Origin of the sequence: Streptomyces iranensis, assembly GCF_017874715.1 — a bacterium.
Taxonomy (GTDB): Bacteria; Actinomycetota; Actinomycetes; order Streptomycetales; family Streptomycetaceae; genus Streptomyces; species Streptomyces iranensis.
Map to the genome: position 1 here is coordinate 1 of NZ_JAGGLR010000017.1, position 15,752 is coordinate 15,752.

Consider the following 15,752-nt stretch of genomic DNA (forward strand, 5'->3'; position numbering starts at 1 on the left):
CAGCCCACTGCCCGTCAGAAAGATCCCCTCGTCCCACACCGAGATCATCACGATGCGGGACGAGGAACAGAGCCGACCTTCAAAACACGGCCTAGGCGATGGACGCCGTGTGACACCTCACCGAGGCGAGGCCGTCACACGGCGTCCGCGCACTCCATCCCGGGCAAGGGCCGACGCCCAACACCCCTACGCCCCGCCCTCCACGGGATAGGCGAACCGGGTCAGCAGATCCTTCAGCCGCTCGGCCTCATCGGACCCCAGCTCGCCGACCAGCCGCTCGGCCAGCGGCTCCGCCGCCACATGGGCCGCGTCGAAGAGCTCAAGCCCCTGAGGCGTGATCTCCACCGCCCGCACCCGCCGGTCCCCCGGCACGGCCTTGCGCACAACCAGCCCCTTGCGCTCCAGGTCGTCCACGACGCGCATGATCCCCGCCTTGTCCGACCCCGTCGCCGCCGCCAGGTCCCGCTGCACCGTGGGCCCGCAGTCGACCAGCACGATCAGCACGGCGAAGTGCCGCAACTCGATGCCGAGCGGCCGAAGCGCCTCCGTCATCACCGCCGCCGCCCGCCAGTGCGCCCGACGCAGCAGCAAGCCGAGCGCGAAGGGCGAGGTGTCCCCGGCACGGCCGGTCGCCCGCGAGGCGGTGGTGTGGTGAGGGAGGTCGGCGCTCATGGGGCCACGTTACCGCCATTCATTCGTTCGATACGGTATCAATTGAAACCAAATCCTCGTGGCCCCCAGCACAAGCACACGCCCTCGCGACCCGGTCCAACGGCAACTTCCGACCCGCCTGCCGGCCCGCAGACTCCACACCGGGTAGCGCCCGGCCCCGGTCCATGCCGGGTCTCGTCCCGCTCAGGTGGCGGGTGGCGTGGTGCGGTCCTGTTCGCCGGGCAGGTGGAGAGCCGTGATGCCGGTGAGGACGAGGTCGACCCCGGCGAGGAACTGCTCGCGGTCGTCGTGCTCGCGCATCTGGGCCGCGACGGCACGGATGAACGGGTAGTCGTCGGGGTCGAGCTCTCCCCATGCCTTCGACGCGGCGTCGAGGAACTCTTCGCGGTCCACGTCGGGCGCGAGGGTGCGGGCGCTCGCGGTGTTCGCGGCGTTCGCGGCGTTCGCGGCGTTCTGGCCGGTGGCGCCGAGGATGTAGTGCACCAGCGCCGAGGTCGCCGTGAACCAGTGACCCTCGGGCACGCCCAGCGCGCGGACCTGACGGCCGATGCCTTCGAAGATCTGCGGCGTCACCGACCCCCAGGGGCTGCGGGAGAGCTGGAGGGCGAGCTGCGTGGGGAGCCACGGATGGTCCTCGATCGCGTCGAACAGGCCGAACGCGATGGCGCGGATCTTGTCCTGCGGCGAGTCCGGGGATTCGGCGGGCTTGGCCAGCTCGGCCGCCTCAGCGTGCGTCGCCGGTTCAACGGCCAGTGCGGCGGCGACTACCGCGCCGGTCGCGGCGTCGAGCAGCTCGTCCTTGTCCGCCACATGCCAATAGATCGCCCCGGGCCCGGTGGCGAGGCGCTCGGTCAGCGCCCGGAAGGTCAGCCCGCTCTCGCCGGCCGTGTCGAGCAGTTCGACGGCGGCCTCGACGATGCGCTCGCGGGAGAGCGCCTCTGTGCGCCGCTGTGACCGGCGTGTCCGTGGTGCCATGCCGCCATTTTGACATAATTGGAGCGTTGTTCCAACATGGAGCGACGTTCCACTATGGAGCGGTGTTCCAATACTGGAATGGCATACCAGCGAGGTCGGCCGGGCTGGCACCGGGCGGTCTCGATTCCGAAGGTTCCGAAGGAGTAGTCACGATGCGCACTCCCGTCACGATCATCGGCGCCGGACTCGGCGGGCTCACGCTCGCCCGCGTCCTGCACGTCCACGGCTTCCCGGCCACTGTCTACGAGGCGGAGGCCTCCCCGATGGCGCGTCCGCAGGGCGGGATGCTCGACATCCACGACTACAACGGCCAACTGGCCGTGCGGGCCGCCGACCTGATGGACGGGTTCCGCGGCCTCGTTCTGGAGGGGCGCCAGGCGATGCGGGCCCTCGACCGGGAAGGGACCGTGCTGTTCGAGAAAGCCGACGACGGCACGGGCGGACGCCCCGAGGTGCAACGGGGCGAGTTGCGGCAGATGCTGCTCGACTCGCTCCCGGCCGGGACCGTCCGGTGGGGGCACAAGGTCAGCGGGGCGCGTGCCCTCGGTGAGGGCCGCCATGAGGTGACGTTCGCCGACGGCGGCACCGTCGTCACGAACCTGCTGGTCGGCGCGGACGGTGCGTGGTCACGGGTCCGGCCGCTGCTGTCCACCGCCATACCCGAGTACACCGGCCTGTCGTACGTCGAGACGTACCTGTACGACGCCGACACCCGGCACCCCGCCGCCGCCAAAGCGGTCGGCGGCGGGTCGATGATGGCGCACGCGCCGGGCAGCGCGATCCACGCGCACCGGGAAAGCGGCGACACCCTGCACACCTACGTACTGCTCCCCAGGCCGCAGGACTGGTTCGCCGCCATCGACTTCACCGATGCCGCCGCGGCCACCGCGCGGATCGCGCGGGAATTCGACGGCTGGGCACCGGAGCTCATCGCGCTGATCACCGACGGCGACACCCCGCCGGTCCCGCGCCCCCACTACGCCCTGCCGATCGAGCACCGGTGGGACCGGGTGCCGGGGGTGACCCTGGTCGGCGACGCCGCCCATCTCACGGCCCCGAACGGCGAAGGCGCCAATCTGGCCATGCTCGACGGCGCCGAACTCGGCAAGGCCCTCGCCGCGCACCCCGACGACGTCGAGGCCGCGCTCGCCGAGTACGAGCGGACCATGTTCCCCCGCAGCGCCGAGGTCGCCGCCGAAGGTGTCGGCAGCGACGAGCTCATGTTCGGCGACGACGCGCCCCACGGCCTGGTCAGCGTGTTCAGCGAGTTCATCGGAAACGATCACGCCAAATGACCCCGTGACCGCGGAAGCGTTCGGCCGCGGTCGCGCTCCGGACGGCCGGTCCGGCTATGAGCTCCTGTGTGACCGGGTGACCGGGTGACCGGGTGACCGGGTGACCGGAAGCAGGCGCGTACTGGACCTCGCCTTCGCCGACGACAGCTTCGACGCCTGCGTTTCCCATATGGCGCTGATGCTGATGGGCGAGATCGAGCAGGTCGCGGCCGAGGTCGCCCGAGTGCCGTGTCCCGGAGGGGTTCTGGCGTGTGTGGTGGGGGGCGGGGCCGTCGGCGGCGAGTCGTACGACCGGTTCCTCGGGCTGCTGCGGAGGACGATCGATGAGGTGCCCGCCGCGCGGCGCATCCCCGCACTGGGCGACAGTAGGACGCGCAGCCGCGACGGGCTCGACGAAGTGCTCGGGCCGGCGGGCTTCGGCGCGGTGGGCTGGGAGACCGTTCCCATCGATCTGAGCGGCCAGGTGGAAGACGTATGGGCTGCCGTCTCCGGCCTGTATGACCTTGGCCCGCTCGATGGCGCGGCATAGCCGCGCCGCCGGGCGGAGGAGTCATATGAAGCGTATCGTCGTATGCGGACCTTCGGAGGGGTGGCTGTCCCTCTGCGCCGCCCTCGATATCGGGACCGGCAGGCGGAGCATCTGGCGTGTTGCCGACCAGACTTCCGGATCCCGGCGGCATCTGGACAATTTTCCGGCTTCGGCCAATTCCTCAACTGGTTAACCCTGTCGCCATGCGGACAGTCACCAAGTCACCAGAGAGGTCAGGGATGGTCATGGCTACGATAAGCAGCGTCCGGTACGTTTCCCCCTTCTCCTGGGTCGCTCTCAATACGAACGAGGCGCTGGAGGTCTTCGCCCGCGGTTCCGACGGCACCCTTCAGCACAACTGGCAGACGGCCCCCAGCCGCAACGAATGGTCGGGGTGGTCCTCGCTCGGCGGCAGTCTGGAAAGCGACCCGGTCGTGGCCACGAACCTCGATGGCCGAATGGAGGCTTTCATCCGCGACACCGACGGCGCTATCCGGCACGCCTGGCAAACCACCCCTCACAGCGGCTCATGGTCGAGTTGGGGATCGCTCGGCGGCTTCGGCGACAGCAGACCGGCGGGCACCCCGACCGTCGCCAGGAACTTCGATGGCCGACTGGAGGTTTTCGTCCGCGCCTCGGACGGTTCCGTCCAGCACGTCTGGCAAACCGCCCCGAACAATGGATGGGAACGCGAGTGGAAAGCTCTCTTTGACGACCAAGTGATAGGCGACGTGGCCGTCATACCGGACGCCGATGGCCGACTGGAGGCTTTCGCCCGCGCATACTCATACGAAGGGGCGCTCACCGTTCTGCATGCCTATCAGCGTCCCCACGTCAGCGGATGGGCCTTCGGCCAGCTCGAAGGCACCCCGCAGGGTGACCCGACCGCCGTCTTGAACACCTCCGGCCAGCAGGAGGTCTTCGCCATCGGTCCGGACGACTCCGTCGAGCACATCTGGCAGACCAAACCCGGTAACGGCTGGGCCCCGGGCTGGCGGTCGATCGGCGGCGACACTCCGGTAGGCACCCCTGCCATCGGCGTGAACCCCGATGGCCGACTGGATGTCTTCGCCCGTCAGGAAGGCGGCACCCTCGAGCACAAGTGGCAGACCAACCCCGCCCCCGACGGCAAATGGTCCTCCTCTTGGGTATCGCTCTACAGCGGCAGCCCGCTCCTGATCGGCGACCCGGTGGTCGCCTCGAACGCCGATGGCCGCCTGGAGGTCTTCGCCCTCTTCGGCGACGGCACCATCAGGTGCGCCTGGCAGAATGTCGCGGGCAACGACAACGACTGGTCGGCCTGGCATTCCCTCGGCGTACCCGAAAGCTCGCAGGGTGGGTGAGCCCGAGGCCCTGCGCTGAGGGGCCGCCGTGAAGAGTACGTTGCTCGCATTGCCCGCGTTGCCCGCGCGTCGGCGAATGACGCGCGGGCAAGGCCATGTGGCGATTACTCCCTACTCCCCCATTCCCTTACTCCTCTACTCCCCCTCGGCTTCGAAATCCTCCACGAAGTAGCTGTCGTGCCGGATCCGAAAGCGCTTGAGTTCCTCGCCACCGCGCTGCGACATCTCCGCGACCCGCTCGAAGTATTCCTCGCGTGGAGCGCCCGGGGAGAAGAGCAGGAGCATGGACATGGGCTCGTCGGTCACATTCTTGAAGGCGTGCAGTCCGCCGACCGGTACATACAGGAAATCGCCCTCGCGGCCCGTGACCCACCTCTCGCCGTTGAAGAGCTCCAGCTCGCCGGAGAGAATGTAGAAGGACTCCGACATCGCCTTGTGGAAGTGCGTCTTCGCTCCGGCGGCCCGCGCACCCAACTCCAGCTTGTACAGGCCGAATTCACCACCCGTCGACTCATTCGTGGCGAGGTAGTGCGTAGAGCTGCCGCCGGGCGAGGAGATGTCGGGCGGGGTACGGGCCGGGCGAAAGGCCGCGTTCACCTCGCCCTTGTCACCGTGGTAGCGGGGCTCCGGGTATTCGAGGAATTCCGGGTACGACATGATGCGCTCCTCTTCGCAGGTCTCCACCAGCATGGTGGCTCCCGCCTCGGGAACGCGGCATCGGACCCACGAACGATCTCGGGTCGGCCCGAGCGGAGGGCTGCGGACCTAGGACGCGCTACGATCGCCATCGGACGTTCCACCGTCGCCGCGTTCGCCCTGCGGCTGGCCGTGGATGTGGACCACGACCTCAACTCCGGGTGGTGGGACTGGGACGACGAGAGGCCACCGCTCGGCGAAAACGCCTTTTGCGGATGGACGACGGGGCCTGCTTCTACGGGTCCAGAGAACCCAGCACAGTGAGCCGTTGAGCCCTGCCGCCACCGTCAACATAAATGTTGAGACGAGACCGGACCGAGCCCATAGGGTCCACCCATGGTGATTGCGACTGTCCGCGAGTGGAGCGATGAGGAGGGGTGGGGCGTGCTCGATTCCCCCGAGACTCCCGGCGGCTGCTTCGGCCACTTCTCCGACATTCAGGTGACCGGATACCGCACGCTGTCGCCCGGACAGCAGGTGGACCTCACATGGGAAGCCCCCGGCTTCAAACAGGACGGGTACGACTACCGCGCGATCAGCATCGTGCCCCGGCCCGCCGACCGCTGACTCGCCCACGGGCCACGGGCCACGGGCCACGGAATGCCGACAAGCCGGATCGGGTGTCAGCGGCGGGTTTCGATCTTCAGATCGCCTTGGGTCACATTGCGGATGTGGTCACTGGCGAGCAGCCCGTGCGGGGCGCCGAGTTCGATCGCGCTGGCCTCGTCGAGGCGGGCCGGTTGGGAGGCGGTGAAGTCGACCTCCAGGGCACCCAGATTGCTCTCCAGCTGCGCGGGGATGCGTGCGCCGATGATCGGTGCTGTCACGCTCGGGTTCCGCAGGGTCCAGGCCAGCCCGACCTGGGCGGGTGTGTGGCCCAGTTCCGTGGCGACCTCCTTCAGCACATCAGCGATGGCGAGGTTACGTTCGGTGAGCGTGCCCAAGGTGAAGTTGAAGCTCTTGCGGGTGCCGTCGCCTGATGCGACGTTCGTCGCGGTCAGGTCGTCGTGGCTGTACTTGCCGGTGAGCACCCCGCCGGCCAGCGGTGAATACGGGACCACGCCCAGCCCCATCTCGCGTGCCATGGGGATCAGGTCACGTTCCCCGGTGCGCTCGATCAGGTTGTATTCGATCTGCAGCGCGACCAGCGGCGACCAGCCGCGCAGGTCGGCGATCGCCTGCATGCGCGACACCTGCCAGGCCGGGGCGTTGGAGATCGCCACGTACAGGACCTTGCCCTGCCGGACCAGATCGTCCATGCCGCGCAGGATCTCCTCGACCGGCGTCGTGAAATCCCACACGTGCAGATAGAGCAGATCGATGTAGTCCGTATTCAGCTGTCGCAGGCTGGCTTTCACCGACGCGAACAGGCTCTTGCGGTGCGGTCCTCCGGAATTCGGATCGCCGGGCCGGCGCAGCGTCGAGTACTTCGTTGCCAGCACCAGGCTTTCGCGGTTGTCGCGGGTGAATTCACCCAGCATGCGCTCGGAGCTGCCATTGGTGTAGGTGGTGACGGTGTCGATGAAATTGCCGCCGCGCTCGACGTAGCTGTCGAACAGCTTGCGCGCCTCGTCCCGCTCGGCGCCCCAGCCCCACTCGGTGCCGAAGGTCGCCGCGCCCAGCGCCAGCGGTGAGACCCGTAGCCCGGAGCGGCCCAGCAGCCGCTAGGTGTCGAGGGTGAGCGACATCGTGTCCTCCTGAAGTTCCTGGGAACACCAGTCCTACCCTGACTGTTGGATCGAACATGACGACCCGCACCGTGGACGCGACACAGGAGCTGGCCGCGTTTTTGCGGACCCGGCGCGAACGCCTGAACCCGGACGATTTCGGCCTGCCGTCGCGTCGGCAGTCCCGGCGGACCCCGGGGCTGCGCCGCGAAGAGGTAGCCGAACTGGCCGGGGTCAGCATCGACTACGTCGTGCGGCTGGAACAGGGCCGCGGGCTGCGGCCCTCAGCGGACGTGGTGGAGGCGCTGTCCCGGGCGCTGCGCCTGGGCCCCGACGAGCGCGTCTACCTCTTCGACCTGGCCCAGCAGCGGCGCCCCCGCAACGCCGACAGCCCCGCCACCACCGCGGTGCCGCCGCTGGCTCAGCTGGTCGCCGACCTGTCGCCGCTGCCGGCCATGCTGATGAACCACCGCTACGACATCCTGGCCTGGAACGGCGAAATGGCGAGGCTGCTCCTGGATTTCGGCACCCTCCCGCCGTCGCAGCGCAATTCGATGTGGCTGTGCCTGATGCATCCGCGGATACGCGAGTTCTATGTCGACCGTGAACTCGTCGTGCGGCAGGGGATCGCCCATCTGCGTGCCGCGTGGGCCGCGCATCCGGAGGACAAGGCGCTGACCGACCTCATCACCGAATTCACCACTCATGACGAGGAATTCGCGCGCTTGTGGGCCGAGCGAGACGTCAAGGTCAACGGCCGCGGACACAAGGTGATACGGCATCCTGACGTCGGTGTGCTCGCACTGCGATTCGAAGTACTGATGCCACTTCAAGATCCGGACCAGCGGTTGCTGATCTACCGTGCCGCGGACGATGAGAGCCAGTCGGCATTGAACCGGTTGTACGCACGGTGATGTCGAATCGTCCATTCGCGCACTGAGTCGAGCCGACGTTCCGGCGTATTTCAGGGGGTGGTCACGGTGCGGCGGAAGTCGCTTGGGTTGACGCCTCGGACCCGTTTGAACGCCGCGCTGAACCCGAACGGGTCGGAGTAGCCCACGGTGCGGGCGATGTCCGCGACGGTCGCGGCCTCCCGCTCGACCAGGAGGTCCGCCGCGAGCGTCATGCGCCAGCGGGTGAGGTAGGTCAGCGGGGGTTCGCCGACCAGGTCGGCGAACCGCTTGGCCAGCGTCGAACGCGACACCCCGGTGCGCTCGGCGAGCGCGGCGACCGTCCAGGGTGCCGCCGGTTCGGCGTGCAGCAGCCGCAGGGCGTGGCCGACCACCGGGTCCCGCTGGGCGGCCCACCAGGCCGGGGGCTCGCCACCGGGCCGGTCGAACCACTCGCGCAGCGTGCAGACCAGCATCCAGTCCAGCAGCCGGTCGAGGACGACCTGCTGGCCCGGCGTGTCGACGGCGACCTCGGCGGCGAGGTGGTCCAGCACGGGGTCGGCCGTGCCCCCGGCGTCCACGCGCAACACGATGGGCAGCGCGTCCAGCAGTCGGCGGCTGATCTCGCCGCGTACGGGGTAGGCGCCGACGATCAGCGTCGTCGCACCCTCGCCGTCGCTGTCCTTCCCGCTGCTGCCGTTCCCGCTGCTCTCGTTCCCGTCGCTGTCGTTCCCGCTGCGGTCATTCCCGCCACCGGCGTCCCCGCCGTCGTCGTGCCAGCCACGCCGATGCCTGGTCCCGCCCTGCTCGGGCGTGGCGCAGTGCTCACCGCAGGCGATCGGTTCGGCCCGGGTGCCGACCTCGTCGACGAAGGTGAACGTCCCAGGGCCGCGTACGACGATCGTCTCGCGGGCGCGGAGCGGCTCGGGCGGACAGTGCTCCGGCACGATCCAGCCCGACCCGGTGAGGACGGTGCACAGGGTCAGCGGCGCGCCGTCCACGAAGTGGAGTGCCCAGGGCGGGGACAGGGTCGAGCTGCCGAACAACGAGCCGTGGGCTCGCACCCCGCGGATCAGGTCACTGAACGCGTCCACCTCAGTGAGTTTAGACGAATACACAGGTGATCCAGCTCTTCACCTATGGGGTCGTCCGAACCGGCCGTGTTCAATCGGCGTCATGAGCAACGACACCACTCTCGTCCTCGGCGCGACCGGCAAGACCGGCCGGCGGGTCGCCGCCCGGTTGCGGCTGGGCGGCACGCCGGTGCGTGCCGCCTCCCGGTCGAGCCGGATCCGGTTCGACTGGTCCGACCCCGGCAGCTGGGACGCGGCCCTGCGGGACATCGCCGTCGCCTACGTGGTGGCCCCGCGCGTGCCGGGCCCGGTGCACGAGTTCGTGGCCCGGTCCGAGGCCGCCGGGGTGCGGCGGCTGGTGCTGCTCTCCGGGCGCGGCGCCGACACCTGGGGCGACTCCACGTTCGGACTGGACATGCGCTCGGCCGAGGATGCCGTGCGCGGCTCGGCGCTGGAGTGGACCGTCCTTCGGTCGTCGAACTTCGCCCAGAACTTCGACGAGGACGTCTTCCACGCCCCGCTGGTCGCCGGGGAGCTGGCGCTCCCGGCCGGCGCGGTACCCGAGCCGTTCATCGACGTCGAGGACGTCGCCGACGCCGCGGCCGCGGTGCTGACCGAGCCCGGTCGGCACGCCGGACGGGTCTACGAGCTGACCGGACCGCGTGCTCTCACCTTCGGTGAGGCCGTCGAGCTGATCTCCCGGGCGTCCGGGCGGCCCCTCACCTACCGGCAGGTCTCCCCCGCCGAGTACGCCGCGGCGCTGGTCGAGGAGGGCGTGAGCGAGGACGACGCCCACCACGTCGCCGAGATGTTCGTACTGATGGAACGCGGGCTGCTCGCCGGGACGACTGATGACCTCGCCACCGTACTGGGACGGGCACCCCGGTCCTTCGAGGACTACGTCGTACGGGCCGCGGCGTCGGGAGCTTGGCGGCGCCCCGACAGCGGTTGACCGAGCCGCTTGACCATCGTCCTCCGTCCTCGGAACGGCCCCGTTCCGCCGTTCCCTCTCACCTGTTGCACCTATCGGAAGGGTCGTGATGAGCACCGACGCCAGTTCGCTGACCGCCCAGGACCTCGAGTTCCTCCGCCGCCCCCTGCACGGGTTCCTGTCCGTGGCCGACGGACCGATCCCGCCACAGCCCCGGCCGGTGTGGTTCGAGGCCACTGCCGAGGGCACGATCCAGCTGTTCACGGCCCCGGACTCGCTCAAGGTGCGGCGCCTGCGCCGCGACCCCCGCGCCTCGATCGTCGTCGCCGCCCCCGTGGGTGAACGCGAGCGCTGGCTGTCGGTCGCCGGCCGCACCACGGTGGAGTCCGGCGGAGCACCCGAGCTGTGCGCCCGGCTGGCCGCTCGCTACTGGGACCTCGACGACCCGGCCCGCGCCGATGACCTCGCCGAGATCCTGGCCACGGAGCAGATCCGGCTCGTCATCCACCCGGAGACCGTGAGTCGCTTCGCGTACTGACCTCCGCGACGGCCTGTTGGGGCCACGACGCCATGTCGGGCGTCGTATCGGAGACCGTGTCAGGGGCCGTGTCAGGGGCCGTCAGGGGCCGTGTCAGGGGCCGTCAGGGGCCGTGTCAGGGGCGTGACAGGCGGGTGTCAGGCCCGGCCGGGACCGTGTTGGGCATGAAGAGTTCGGCAATCGCAGTTTCCGGGCTGCGCAAGGCATATGGCGACAAAGTCGTGCTCGACGGCATCGACTTCGAGGTCGCCGCGGGATCGGTTTTCTCCATGCTCGGCCCGAATGGGGCGGGCAAGACCACGACCGTGAACGTCCTGACGACGTTGATGAAGGCCGACGCCGGGACGGTGCGGGTCGCCGGGCACGACGTGGTGACCGGGATCAAGGAGGTGCGCGCGGTCATCGGCGTGACCGGTCAGTTCGCCGCCGTGGACGAGCTGCTGTCGGGCCGGGAGAACCTGCAGCTGATGGCGGACCTGAAGCGCGTGCGCTCCGGCGACCAGGTGGTCGGGCGGCTGCTGGAGCGGTTCGACCTGGTGGAGTCGGCGGACAAGATGGCGGCGACCTACTCCGGCGGTATGCGCCGGAAGCTGGACCTGGCGATGACGCTGGTCGGCAACCCTCGGATCATCTTCCTGGACGAGCCGACGACCGGTCTTGACCCGCGCAGCAGGCGCGCGATGTGGGGGATCGTCCGCGAGTTGGTGGCCGACGGCACCACCATCTTCCTCACCACCCAGTACCTCGACGAAGCCGATCAGCTCGCCGACCGGATCGCGGTGCTCGACCAGGGCCGCCTGGTCGCCCAGGGCACCTCCGAGGAGCTCAAGCGCCAGGTCCCCGGCACGCATGTCCGGCTCCGGTTCGCCGGTCTCCGCGAACTCAACGCGGCGGCGCAGGCCCTGCCCGGATCCACGTGGGACGACCAGGAGCTGACCCTGAGGGTGCCCAGCAACGGCGACTCGAAGTCGCTGCGGGCCCTGCTGGACAAGCTCGATGAGCAGGCGATCACCGCAGAGGAGTTCTCGGTGCACACACCGGACCTCGATGACGTCTTCTTCGCCCTGACCGGTCACGCCACACAGACCTCGGACACCACACGGGCCGCGGACACCACACGGGCCGCAGACACCACACACGCCACCACGGAGGCGATCGCGGAATGAGCACTGTCTCGACGTCGTTCGGCGACGCGGCGATCATGCTGCGTCGCAACTTCAAGCACACGGTCAGGAATCCGGTCACGGTCTTCCAGGCGGTCCTGTTCCCCGTCGTGATGATGCTGATGTTCGTCTACGTCTTCGGCGGCGCCTTCAAGGTCACCGGCGAGTACGTCGATTACGCGGTGCCCGGCCTGACCGTCATGGCCATCACGTACGGGTTGGGCCCGACCGCTGCGGCCGTGAACGGCGACATGACGAAGGGCATCAACAACCGGTTCAAGGCCATGGACGTCTCCCACGGCGCCGTGCTGGCCGGTTATGTCGTCTCCACCACGGTGCGCAGTCTGATCGCCGACGCGGTCATCATCGGCGTCGGCTTCGCGATGGGGTTCCGTCCGCACGCCGGCCTCCTCCAGTGGCTCGCCGTGATCGGCCTCATGCTGTTGCTCGCCTTCGCGACCAGCTGGCTCACGGTCGCCATGGGCCTGGCCGCGAAGACCGTGGAGTCGGCGGGCATGGCCACCGTGCCGCTGATCATGCTGCCGTTCCTGAGCAGCGCGTTCGTGCCCGCGGACACGATGGGGGCTGGTGTGCGGCAGTTCGCGGAGTACCAGCCCTTCACCCCGATCATCGAGACGCTGCGCGGGCTGCTGTCGGGCGGCCACCCGTCGACCGGCGACGCGTTCGCGGCCGTCGCCTGGTGCGTCGGGTTCGCGCTCGTCGGGTACGTGTGGGCGATCGCCACGTTCAGGAAGCGAGCGTGACCTCGACCAGCTGGGACCAACTGGTGCGCGTCCCGTCCCGAGTCGCCTCGGCGAACTTCGCGTCGCCGAGGCGGCACCGCGCGGCCCGCTCGATCCGGGCCAGGTCCGGGTGAGCGCGGTCCCGCAGCCCGCGTACGCCCGCGCTCGCCGCGAGCAGCCGCGCGGCCTGCTCGTGCTCGTCGCGGCGCAGTGCCAGGTCCGCGACCCCGACGAGCACATGCGCGATCACCAGCGCGTGTCCCACCTCGGACGCCGCCTCGCAGGCCGCCGCGCGGTGCGCCCGGACCTCGTCGAGGTCGTCGGCGAGGTAGCCGAGCAGATCGTGCGTCACCGCGCGGACGTCCGCCCGCTCCGCCTCGTCGCCCAGCATGGCCGTCGCGAGGCCGAGTTGCCGGTGCGCCTCCTCGGCGTCGCCGTCCCACCGGGCGAGTTCCGCCCTCGAGAAAGCCAGTTCGGCCAGCGCGTCCGGCCAGGTGACCCGGTCCGCGCACCGCTGCGCCTCGGCGATGGCGGCCGCACCGGCGTCCTTCTCGCCCAGCAGCCAGTACAGCTGCGCCTGCCGCGACCGCATCCGGATGACGTCCTCGGTGGCACCGACCTCGCTGACGACCGCGATCGCCTGCTCGTAGCGCTCGCACGCACCGGCGAAGTCGCCGCGTATGGCGAGCAGGTTCGCCAGCTCGGTCAGGGCGAGCGAGATCCCGTACCGCTCGCCGAGCGCCCGGAACTCGGCGAGCGCCGCCTCCAGGTGAGCCTCCGCGGCCGGGCCGTCCTGGCCGTCGTGCCCGCCCCGCCCGAACACGATCCGCATCTTGCCCATGTGCCACCGGGCCAGCGCGCGCACCCAGGGGTCCTCGTCGTCCAGCAGCGGTGCGAACGCGGTCAGGGCCACTTCGGGCGCGTGCAGCATGCGTTCCAGGACCGCGATGAACTTCACCCCCGGGTGGGGGTGGCCGTGCCGGCTGAGCCGGTGCGCCTCGTGGATCCACTCCGCGGCCTGGCGCTCGTCGCTCCGCCCGGAGGTCACGAAGTGCACGATCAGCGCGTACACCATGGCCCGTACGTCGTCGGGCACCTCCCCGGGCGTCCTGGTGGCCGCGGTGATCAGCTCCAGGCCCTCGGTCCTGCGCCCGCCGAGCCACCAGTACCAGCCCGCGCCCGCCGCGAGCCGCATCGCCGCCCACGCCTCGCCCGCCGCGAGCGCGCCGCGCATCGCCGCACCGATGTTGTCGTGCTCGGCCTCGAGCGTGGCCAGCCACTCCACCTGCTCGGCGCGGCGCAGACGCGGCTCCGCGGTCTCGGTGAGCTCGGTGAAGTGGGCGAGATGCGCATGGCGCGCCAGGTCCGACTCCCCCGCCTCCGCGAGCCGGTGCCCGGCGTACTCCTTGATCGTGCCGATCATGCGATAGCGCGGGGCGCTGCCGCCCTCGGCGACCAGCAGCGACTTCTCGGTCAGCGCGGTGAGCAGCTCCAGCACCTGCTCCTGTTCGACTCCGCCGCCCGCGCAGACCCGTTCGGCGGCGTCCAGGCTCGCCCCGCCCGAGAACACCGAGAGTCTCCGCAACACCATCCGTTCGGCGTCGGTGAGCAGCTCCCAGCTCCAGTCGACCACCGCGCGCAGCGTCTTGTGCCGCGGCAACGCGGTACGGCTGCCGCTGGTCAGCAGGCGGAACCGGTCGTCGAGCCGGTGGGCGAGCTGGTCGATGGACATGGTGCGCAACCGGGCCGCGGCCAGTTCGATCGCCAGCGGCATCCCGTCCAGCGCCCGGCAGACGCGGACCATCGTCGCCAGCGTGTGGGCGTCCGCCGCGAGGCCCCGGCGCACCGCCCCGGCCCGGTCCCGTAGCAGCTGGACAGCGGGCGCGGACCCGATCCCGTCCGGGCCCGCGTCCCCCTCCGGCAGGGCCAGCGGCTCGACCGGCCACAGCGCCTCCCCGGTGATGCCGAGCGGTTCCCGGCTCGTCGCCAGGATCCGCAGCCGCCGGCACTCCCCGAGCACCCGGTGGGCGAACATCGCCGCGGACTCGATCACATGCTCGCAGTTGTCCAGGATCAGCAGCGCCTCCCGCTCGCGGACTGCGGCGATGAGCCGGTCGGTCAGCTCCGCGTTCGGGGCCGCGCCGAGCAGGGCGTCCCGGAGGCCGAGCCCGGTGAGCGCGGGCTGCGCCACGTCGCCGTCCGCGCCGATGGCGGCGAGCTCCACCAGCCAGGCCCCGTCCGGCAGTTCGCCGAGCAGCGTGCGCGCGGTCTCCGTGGCCAGCCTGGTCTTTCCCGCGCCGCCCGGCCCGATCACGGTGGTGAGCCGGTGCTCGGCGATGAGCCCACGGACCGCGGCGACATCGGCGCCTCTGCCGACGAAGCTGGTCAGCTCGGCGCGCAGGTTGCTCTTACGGTTGGTCTCCCCACGCCCCAGCTCGCCACGGCCCAGCTCGCCGCGCCCCAGCTCGCCCCGCAACAGCGCGATGTGCAACGCGGCCAGCTCCGGCGAGGGGTCGACGCCCAGCGCGTCGGCCAGCGCGTCCCGCGCGCGCTGGTACACCTGCAGCGCCTCGCTGTCCCGACCGGCCGCGACGAGGGCCCGCATCAGCGCGCCGACGAGCCGCTCCCGCACCGGGTGCGCGGCCACCAGGTCGGTCAGCTCCGCCACCAGCTCCGCACCCCGACCGAGGGTGACCTCCACCTCGGCCCGCTCCTCCGTGGCGGTCAGCCGCAACCCCTCGAGCCGTACGACCGCGGCCTCGAAAGCGGCGCTGTCCCGCAGACCGACGTCCTGCATGGCCGCACCGCGCCACAGCTCGAGGCCCTCGCGCAACAGCCGCGCCCGCCGGGCCCCGTCCCCGGCACGGGCGGCCTGACCCGCGGCGACGAGCCGTTCGAACCGCACGGCATCCACGGCATCGGGGGCCACCATCAGCCGATAGCCGTCCGTCTGCCCCTCGATCACCCCGCCCGGCAGCGCCTTCCGCAGCCGGGAAACCAAACGCTGCAGGGCGTTCGCCGCATCGGCGGGCGGCTGCTCACCCCAGATCCAGTCGACGAGCGACGCCTTCGGGACCACCTGCCCCGGCCTGAGCGCAAGGGCGACCAGCAGTCCGCGCAACCGCGCCCCCGGCACGTCGGCCGAGCCGCCGTCGTCCGTGCGAACCTCGAGTGGCCCCAGCATCCCGATCTGCACCCGCTGATTTTGCCACGGGCGTGTCGCGAGGCATCTCGGGC

At 70.3% G+C, this 15,752-nt stretch carries 15 protein-coding genes; 9 read left to right on the forward strand and 6 right to left on the reverse strand.

Features of this window, described 5'->3' with window-relative positions; translation table 11 throughout:
• Positions 1-186 precede the first annotated feature (186 nt).
• A complete protein-coding gene (locus J2Z30_RS51065; RefSeq protein WP_044576049.1) occupies positions 187-672 on the reverse strand; it encodes a MarR family winged helix-turn-helix transcriptional regulator in 486 nt (161 codons plus the stop codon).
• A gap of 183 nt (positions 673-855) precedes the next feature.
• Positions 856-1,647, reverse strand: a complete 792-nt coding sequence (locus J2Z30_RS28850) for a TetR/AcrR family transcriptional regulator (RefSeq protein WP_044576046.1) — start codon at positions 1,645-1,647, stop codon at positions 856-858.
• A 152-nt stretch (positions 1,648-1,799) separates the two neighbouring features.
• On the opposite strand from J2Z30_RS28850, the gene J2Z30_RS28855 reads away from it, so the two are divergent.
• The 3 genes from J2Z30_RS28855 to J2Z30_RS28865 all read left to right on the forward strand — a co-directional run bounded on the left by J2Z30_RS28855 (position 1,800) and on the right by J2Z30_RS28865 (position 4,814).
• Positions 1,800-2,942, forward strand: coding sequence for an FAD-dependent oxidoreductase (locus J2Z30_RS28855; RefSeq protein WP_044576043.1), 1,143 nt, complete (start codon positions 1,800-1,802; stop codon positions 2,940-2,942).
• A 100-nt stretch (positions 2,943-3,042) separates the two neighbouring features.
• Entirely contained in the window at positions 3,043-3,471 is a 429-nt protein-coding gene (locus J2Z30_RS49940) for a methyltransferase domain-containing protein (RefSeq protein WP_052701611.1), read from the forward strand.
• A gap of 203 nt (positions 3,472-3,674) precedes the next feature.
• Complete coding sequence (locus tag J2Z30_RS28865; protein WP_078956912.1) at positions 3,675-4,814, forward strand: PLL family lectin; 1,140 nt, start codon at positions 3,675-3,677, stop codon at positions 4,812-4,814.
• A 135-nt stretch (positions 4,815-4,949) separates the two neighbouring features.
• On the opposite strand, the gene J2Z30_RS28870 is transcribed toward J2Z30_RS28865, so the two are convergent.
• Positions 4,950-5,471 (reverse strand): cupin domain-containing protein, encoded by a 522-nt coding sequence (locus J2Z30_RS28870; protein ID WP_044581994.1) that lies wholly within the window; start codon positions 5,469-5,471, stop codon positions 4,950-4,952.
• 375 nt (positions 5,472-5,846) lie between these two features.
• Here J2Z30_RS28870 and J2Z30_RS28875 point away from each other — a divergent pair, with 375 nt between their 5' ends.
• Positions 5,847-6,077 (forward strand): cold-shock protein, encoded by a 231-nt coding sequence (locus tag J2Z30_RS28875; RefSeq protein ID WP_044576041.1) that lies wholly within the window; start codon positions 5,847-5,849, stop codon positions 6,075-6,077.
• A gap of 56 nt (positions 6,078-6,133) precedes the next feature.
• On the opposite strand, the gene J2Z30_RS28880 is transcribed toward J2Z30_RS28875, so the two are convergent.
• Positions 6,134-7,171 (reverse strand): aldo/keto reductase, encoded by a 1,038-nt coding sequence (locus J2Z30_RS28880; protein WP_308280116.1) that lies wholly within the window; start codon positions 7,169-7,171, stop codon positions 6,134-6,136.
• Between the two features lie 83 nt (positions 7,172-7,254).
• On the opposite strand from J2Z30_RS28880, the gene J2Z30_RS28885 reads away from it, so the two are divergent.
• Positions 7,255-8,091 (forward strand): helix-turn-helix transcriptional regulator, encoded by an 837-nt coding sequence (locus J2Z30_RS28885; protein WP_044576038.1) that lies wholly within the window; start codon positions 7,255-7,257, stop codon positions 8,089-8,091.
• Between the two features lie 50 nt (positions 8,092-8,141).
• On the opposite strand, the gene J2Z30_RS28890 is transcribed toward J2Z30_RS28885, so the two are convergent.
• Positions 8,142-9,161 carry an AraC family transcriptional regulator gene (locus J2Z30_RS28890; RefSeq protein WP_044576035.1) on the reverse strand — a complete coding sequence of 340 codons (1,020 nt, stop codon included), beginning with the start codon at positions 9,159-9,161 and terminating at the stop codon, positions 8,142-8,144.
• Positions 9,162-9,243: 82 nt separating this feature from the next.
• Here J2Z30_RS28890 and J2Z30_RS28895 point away from each other — a divergent pair, with 82 nt between their 5' ends.
• The 4 genes from J2Z30_RS28895 (at position 9,244) to J2Z30_RS28910 (ending at position 12,536) form a co-directional block, all read left to right on the forward strand.
• Positions 9,244-10,092, forward strand: a complete 849-nt coding sequence (locus J2Z30_RS28895) for an NmrA family NAD(P)-binding protein (RefSeq protein WP_044576032.1) — start codon at positions 9,244-9,246, stop codon at positions 10,090-10,092.
• An 88-nt stretch (positions 10,093-10,180) separates the two neighbouring features.
• Positions 10,181-10,609 (forward strand): pyridoxamine 5'-phosphate oxidase family protein, encoded by a 429-nt coding sequence (locus tag J2Z30_RS28900; RefSeq protein ID WP_044576029.1) that lies wholly within the window; start codon positions 10,181-10,183, stop codon positions 10,607-10,609.
• A gap of 164 nt (positions 10,610-10,773) precedes the next feature.
• Positions 10,774-11,775 carry a daunorubicin resistance protein DrrA family ABC transporter ATP-binding protein gene (locus tag J2Z30_RS28905; protein ID WP_044576027.1) on the forward strand — a complete coding sequence of 334 codons (1,002 nt, stop codon included), beginning with the start codon at positions 10,774-10,776 and terminating at the stop codon, positions 11,773-11,775.
• On the forward strand, positions 11,772-12,536 hold the full coding sequence (locus J2Z30_RS28910; protein ID WP_044576025.1) for an ABC transporter permease: 765 nt from the start codon (positions 11,772-11,774) through the stop codon (positions 12,534-12,536). Before J2Z30_RS28905 ends, J2Z30_RS28910 begins: the two co-directional genes overlap by 4 nt.
• On the opposite strand, the gene J2Z30_RS28915 is transcribed toward J2Z30_RS28910, so the two are convergent.
• Complete coding sequence (locus tag J2Z30_RS28915; protein ID WP_044576024.1) at positions 12,520-15,711, reverse strand: AfsR/SARP family transcriptional regulator; 3,192 nt, start codon at positions 15,709-15,711, stop codon at positions 12,520-12,522. The genes J2Z30_RS28910 and J2Z30_RS28915 overlap by 17 nt on opposite strands.
• Positions 15,712-15,752: the final 41 nt, after the last annotated feature.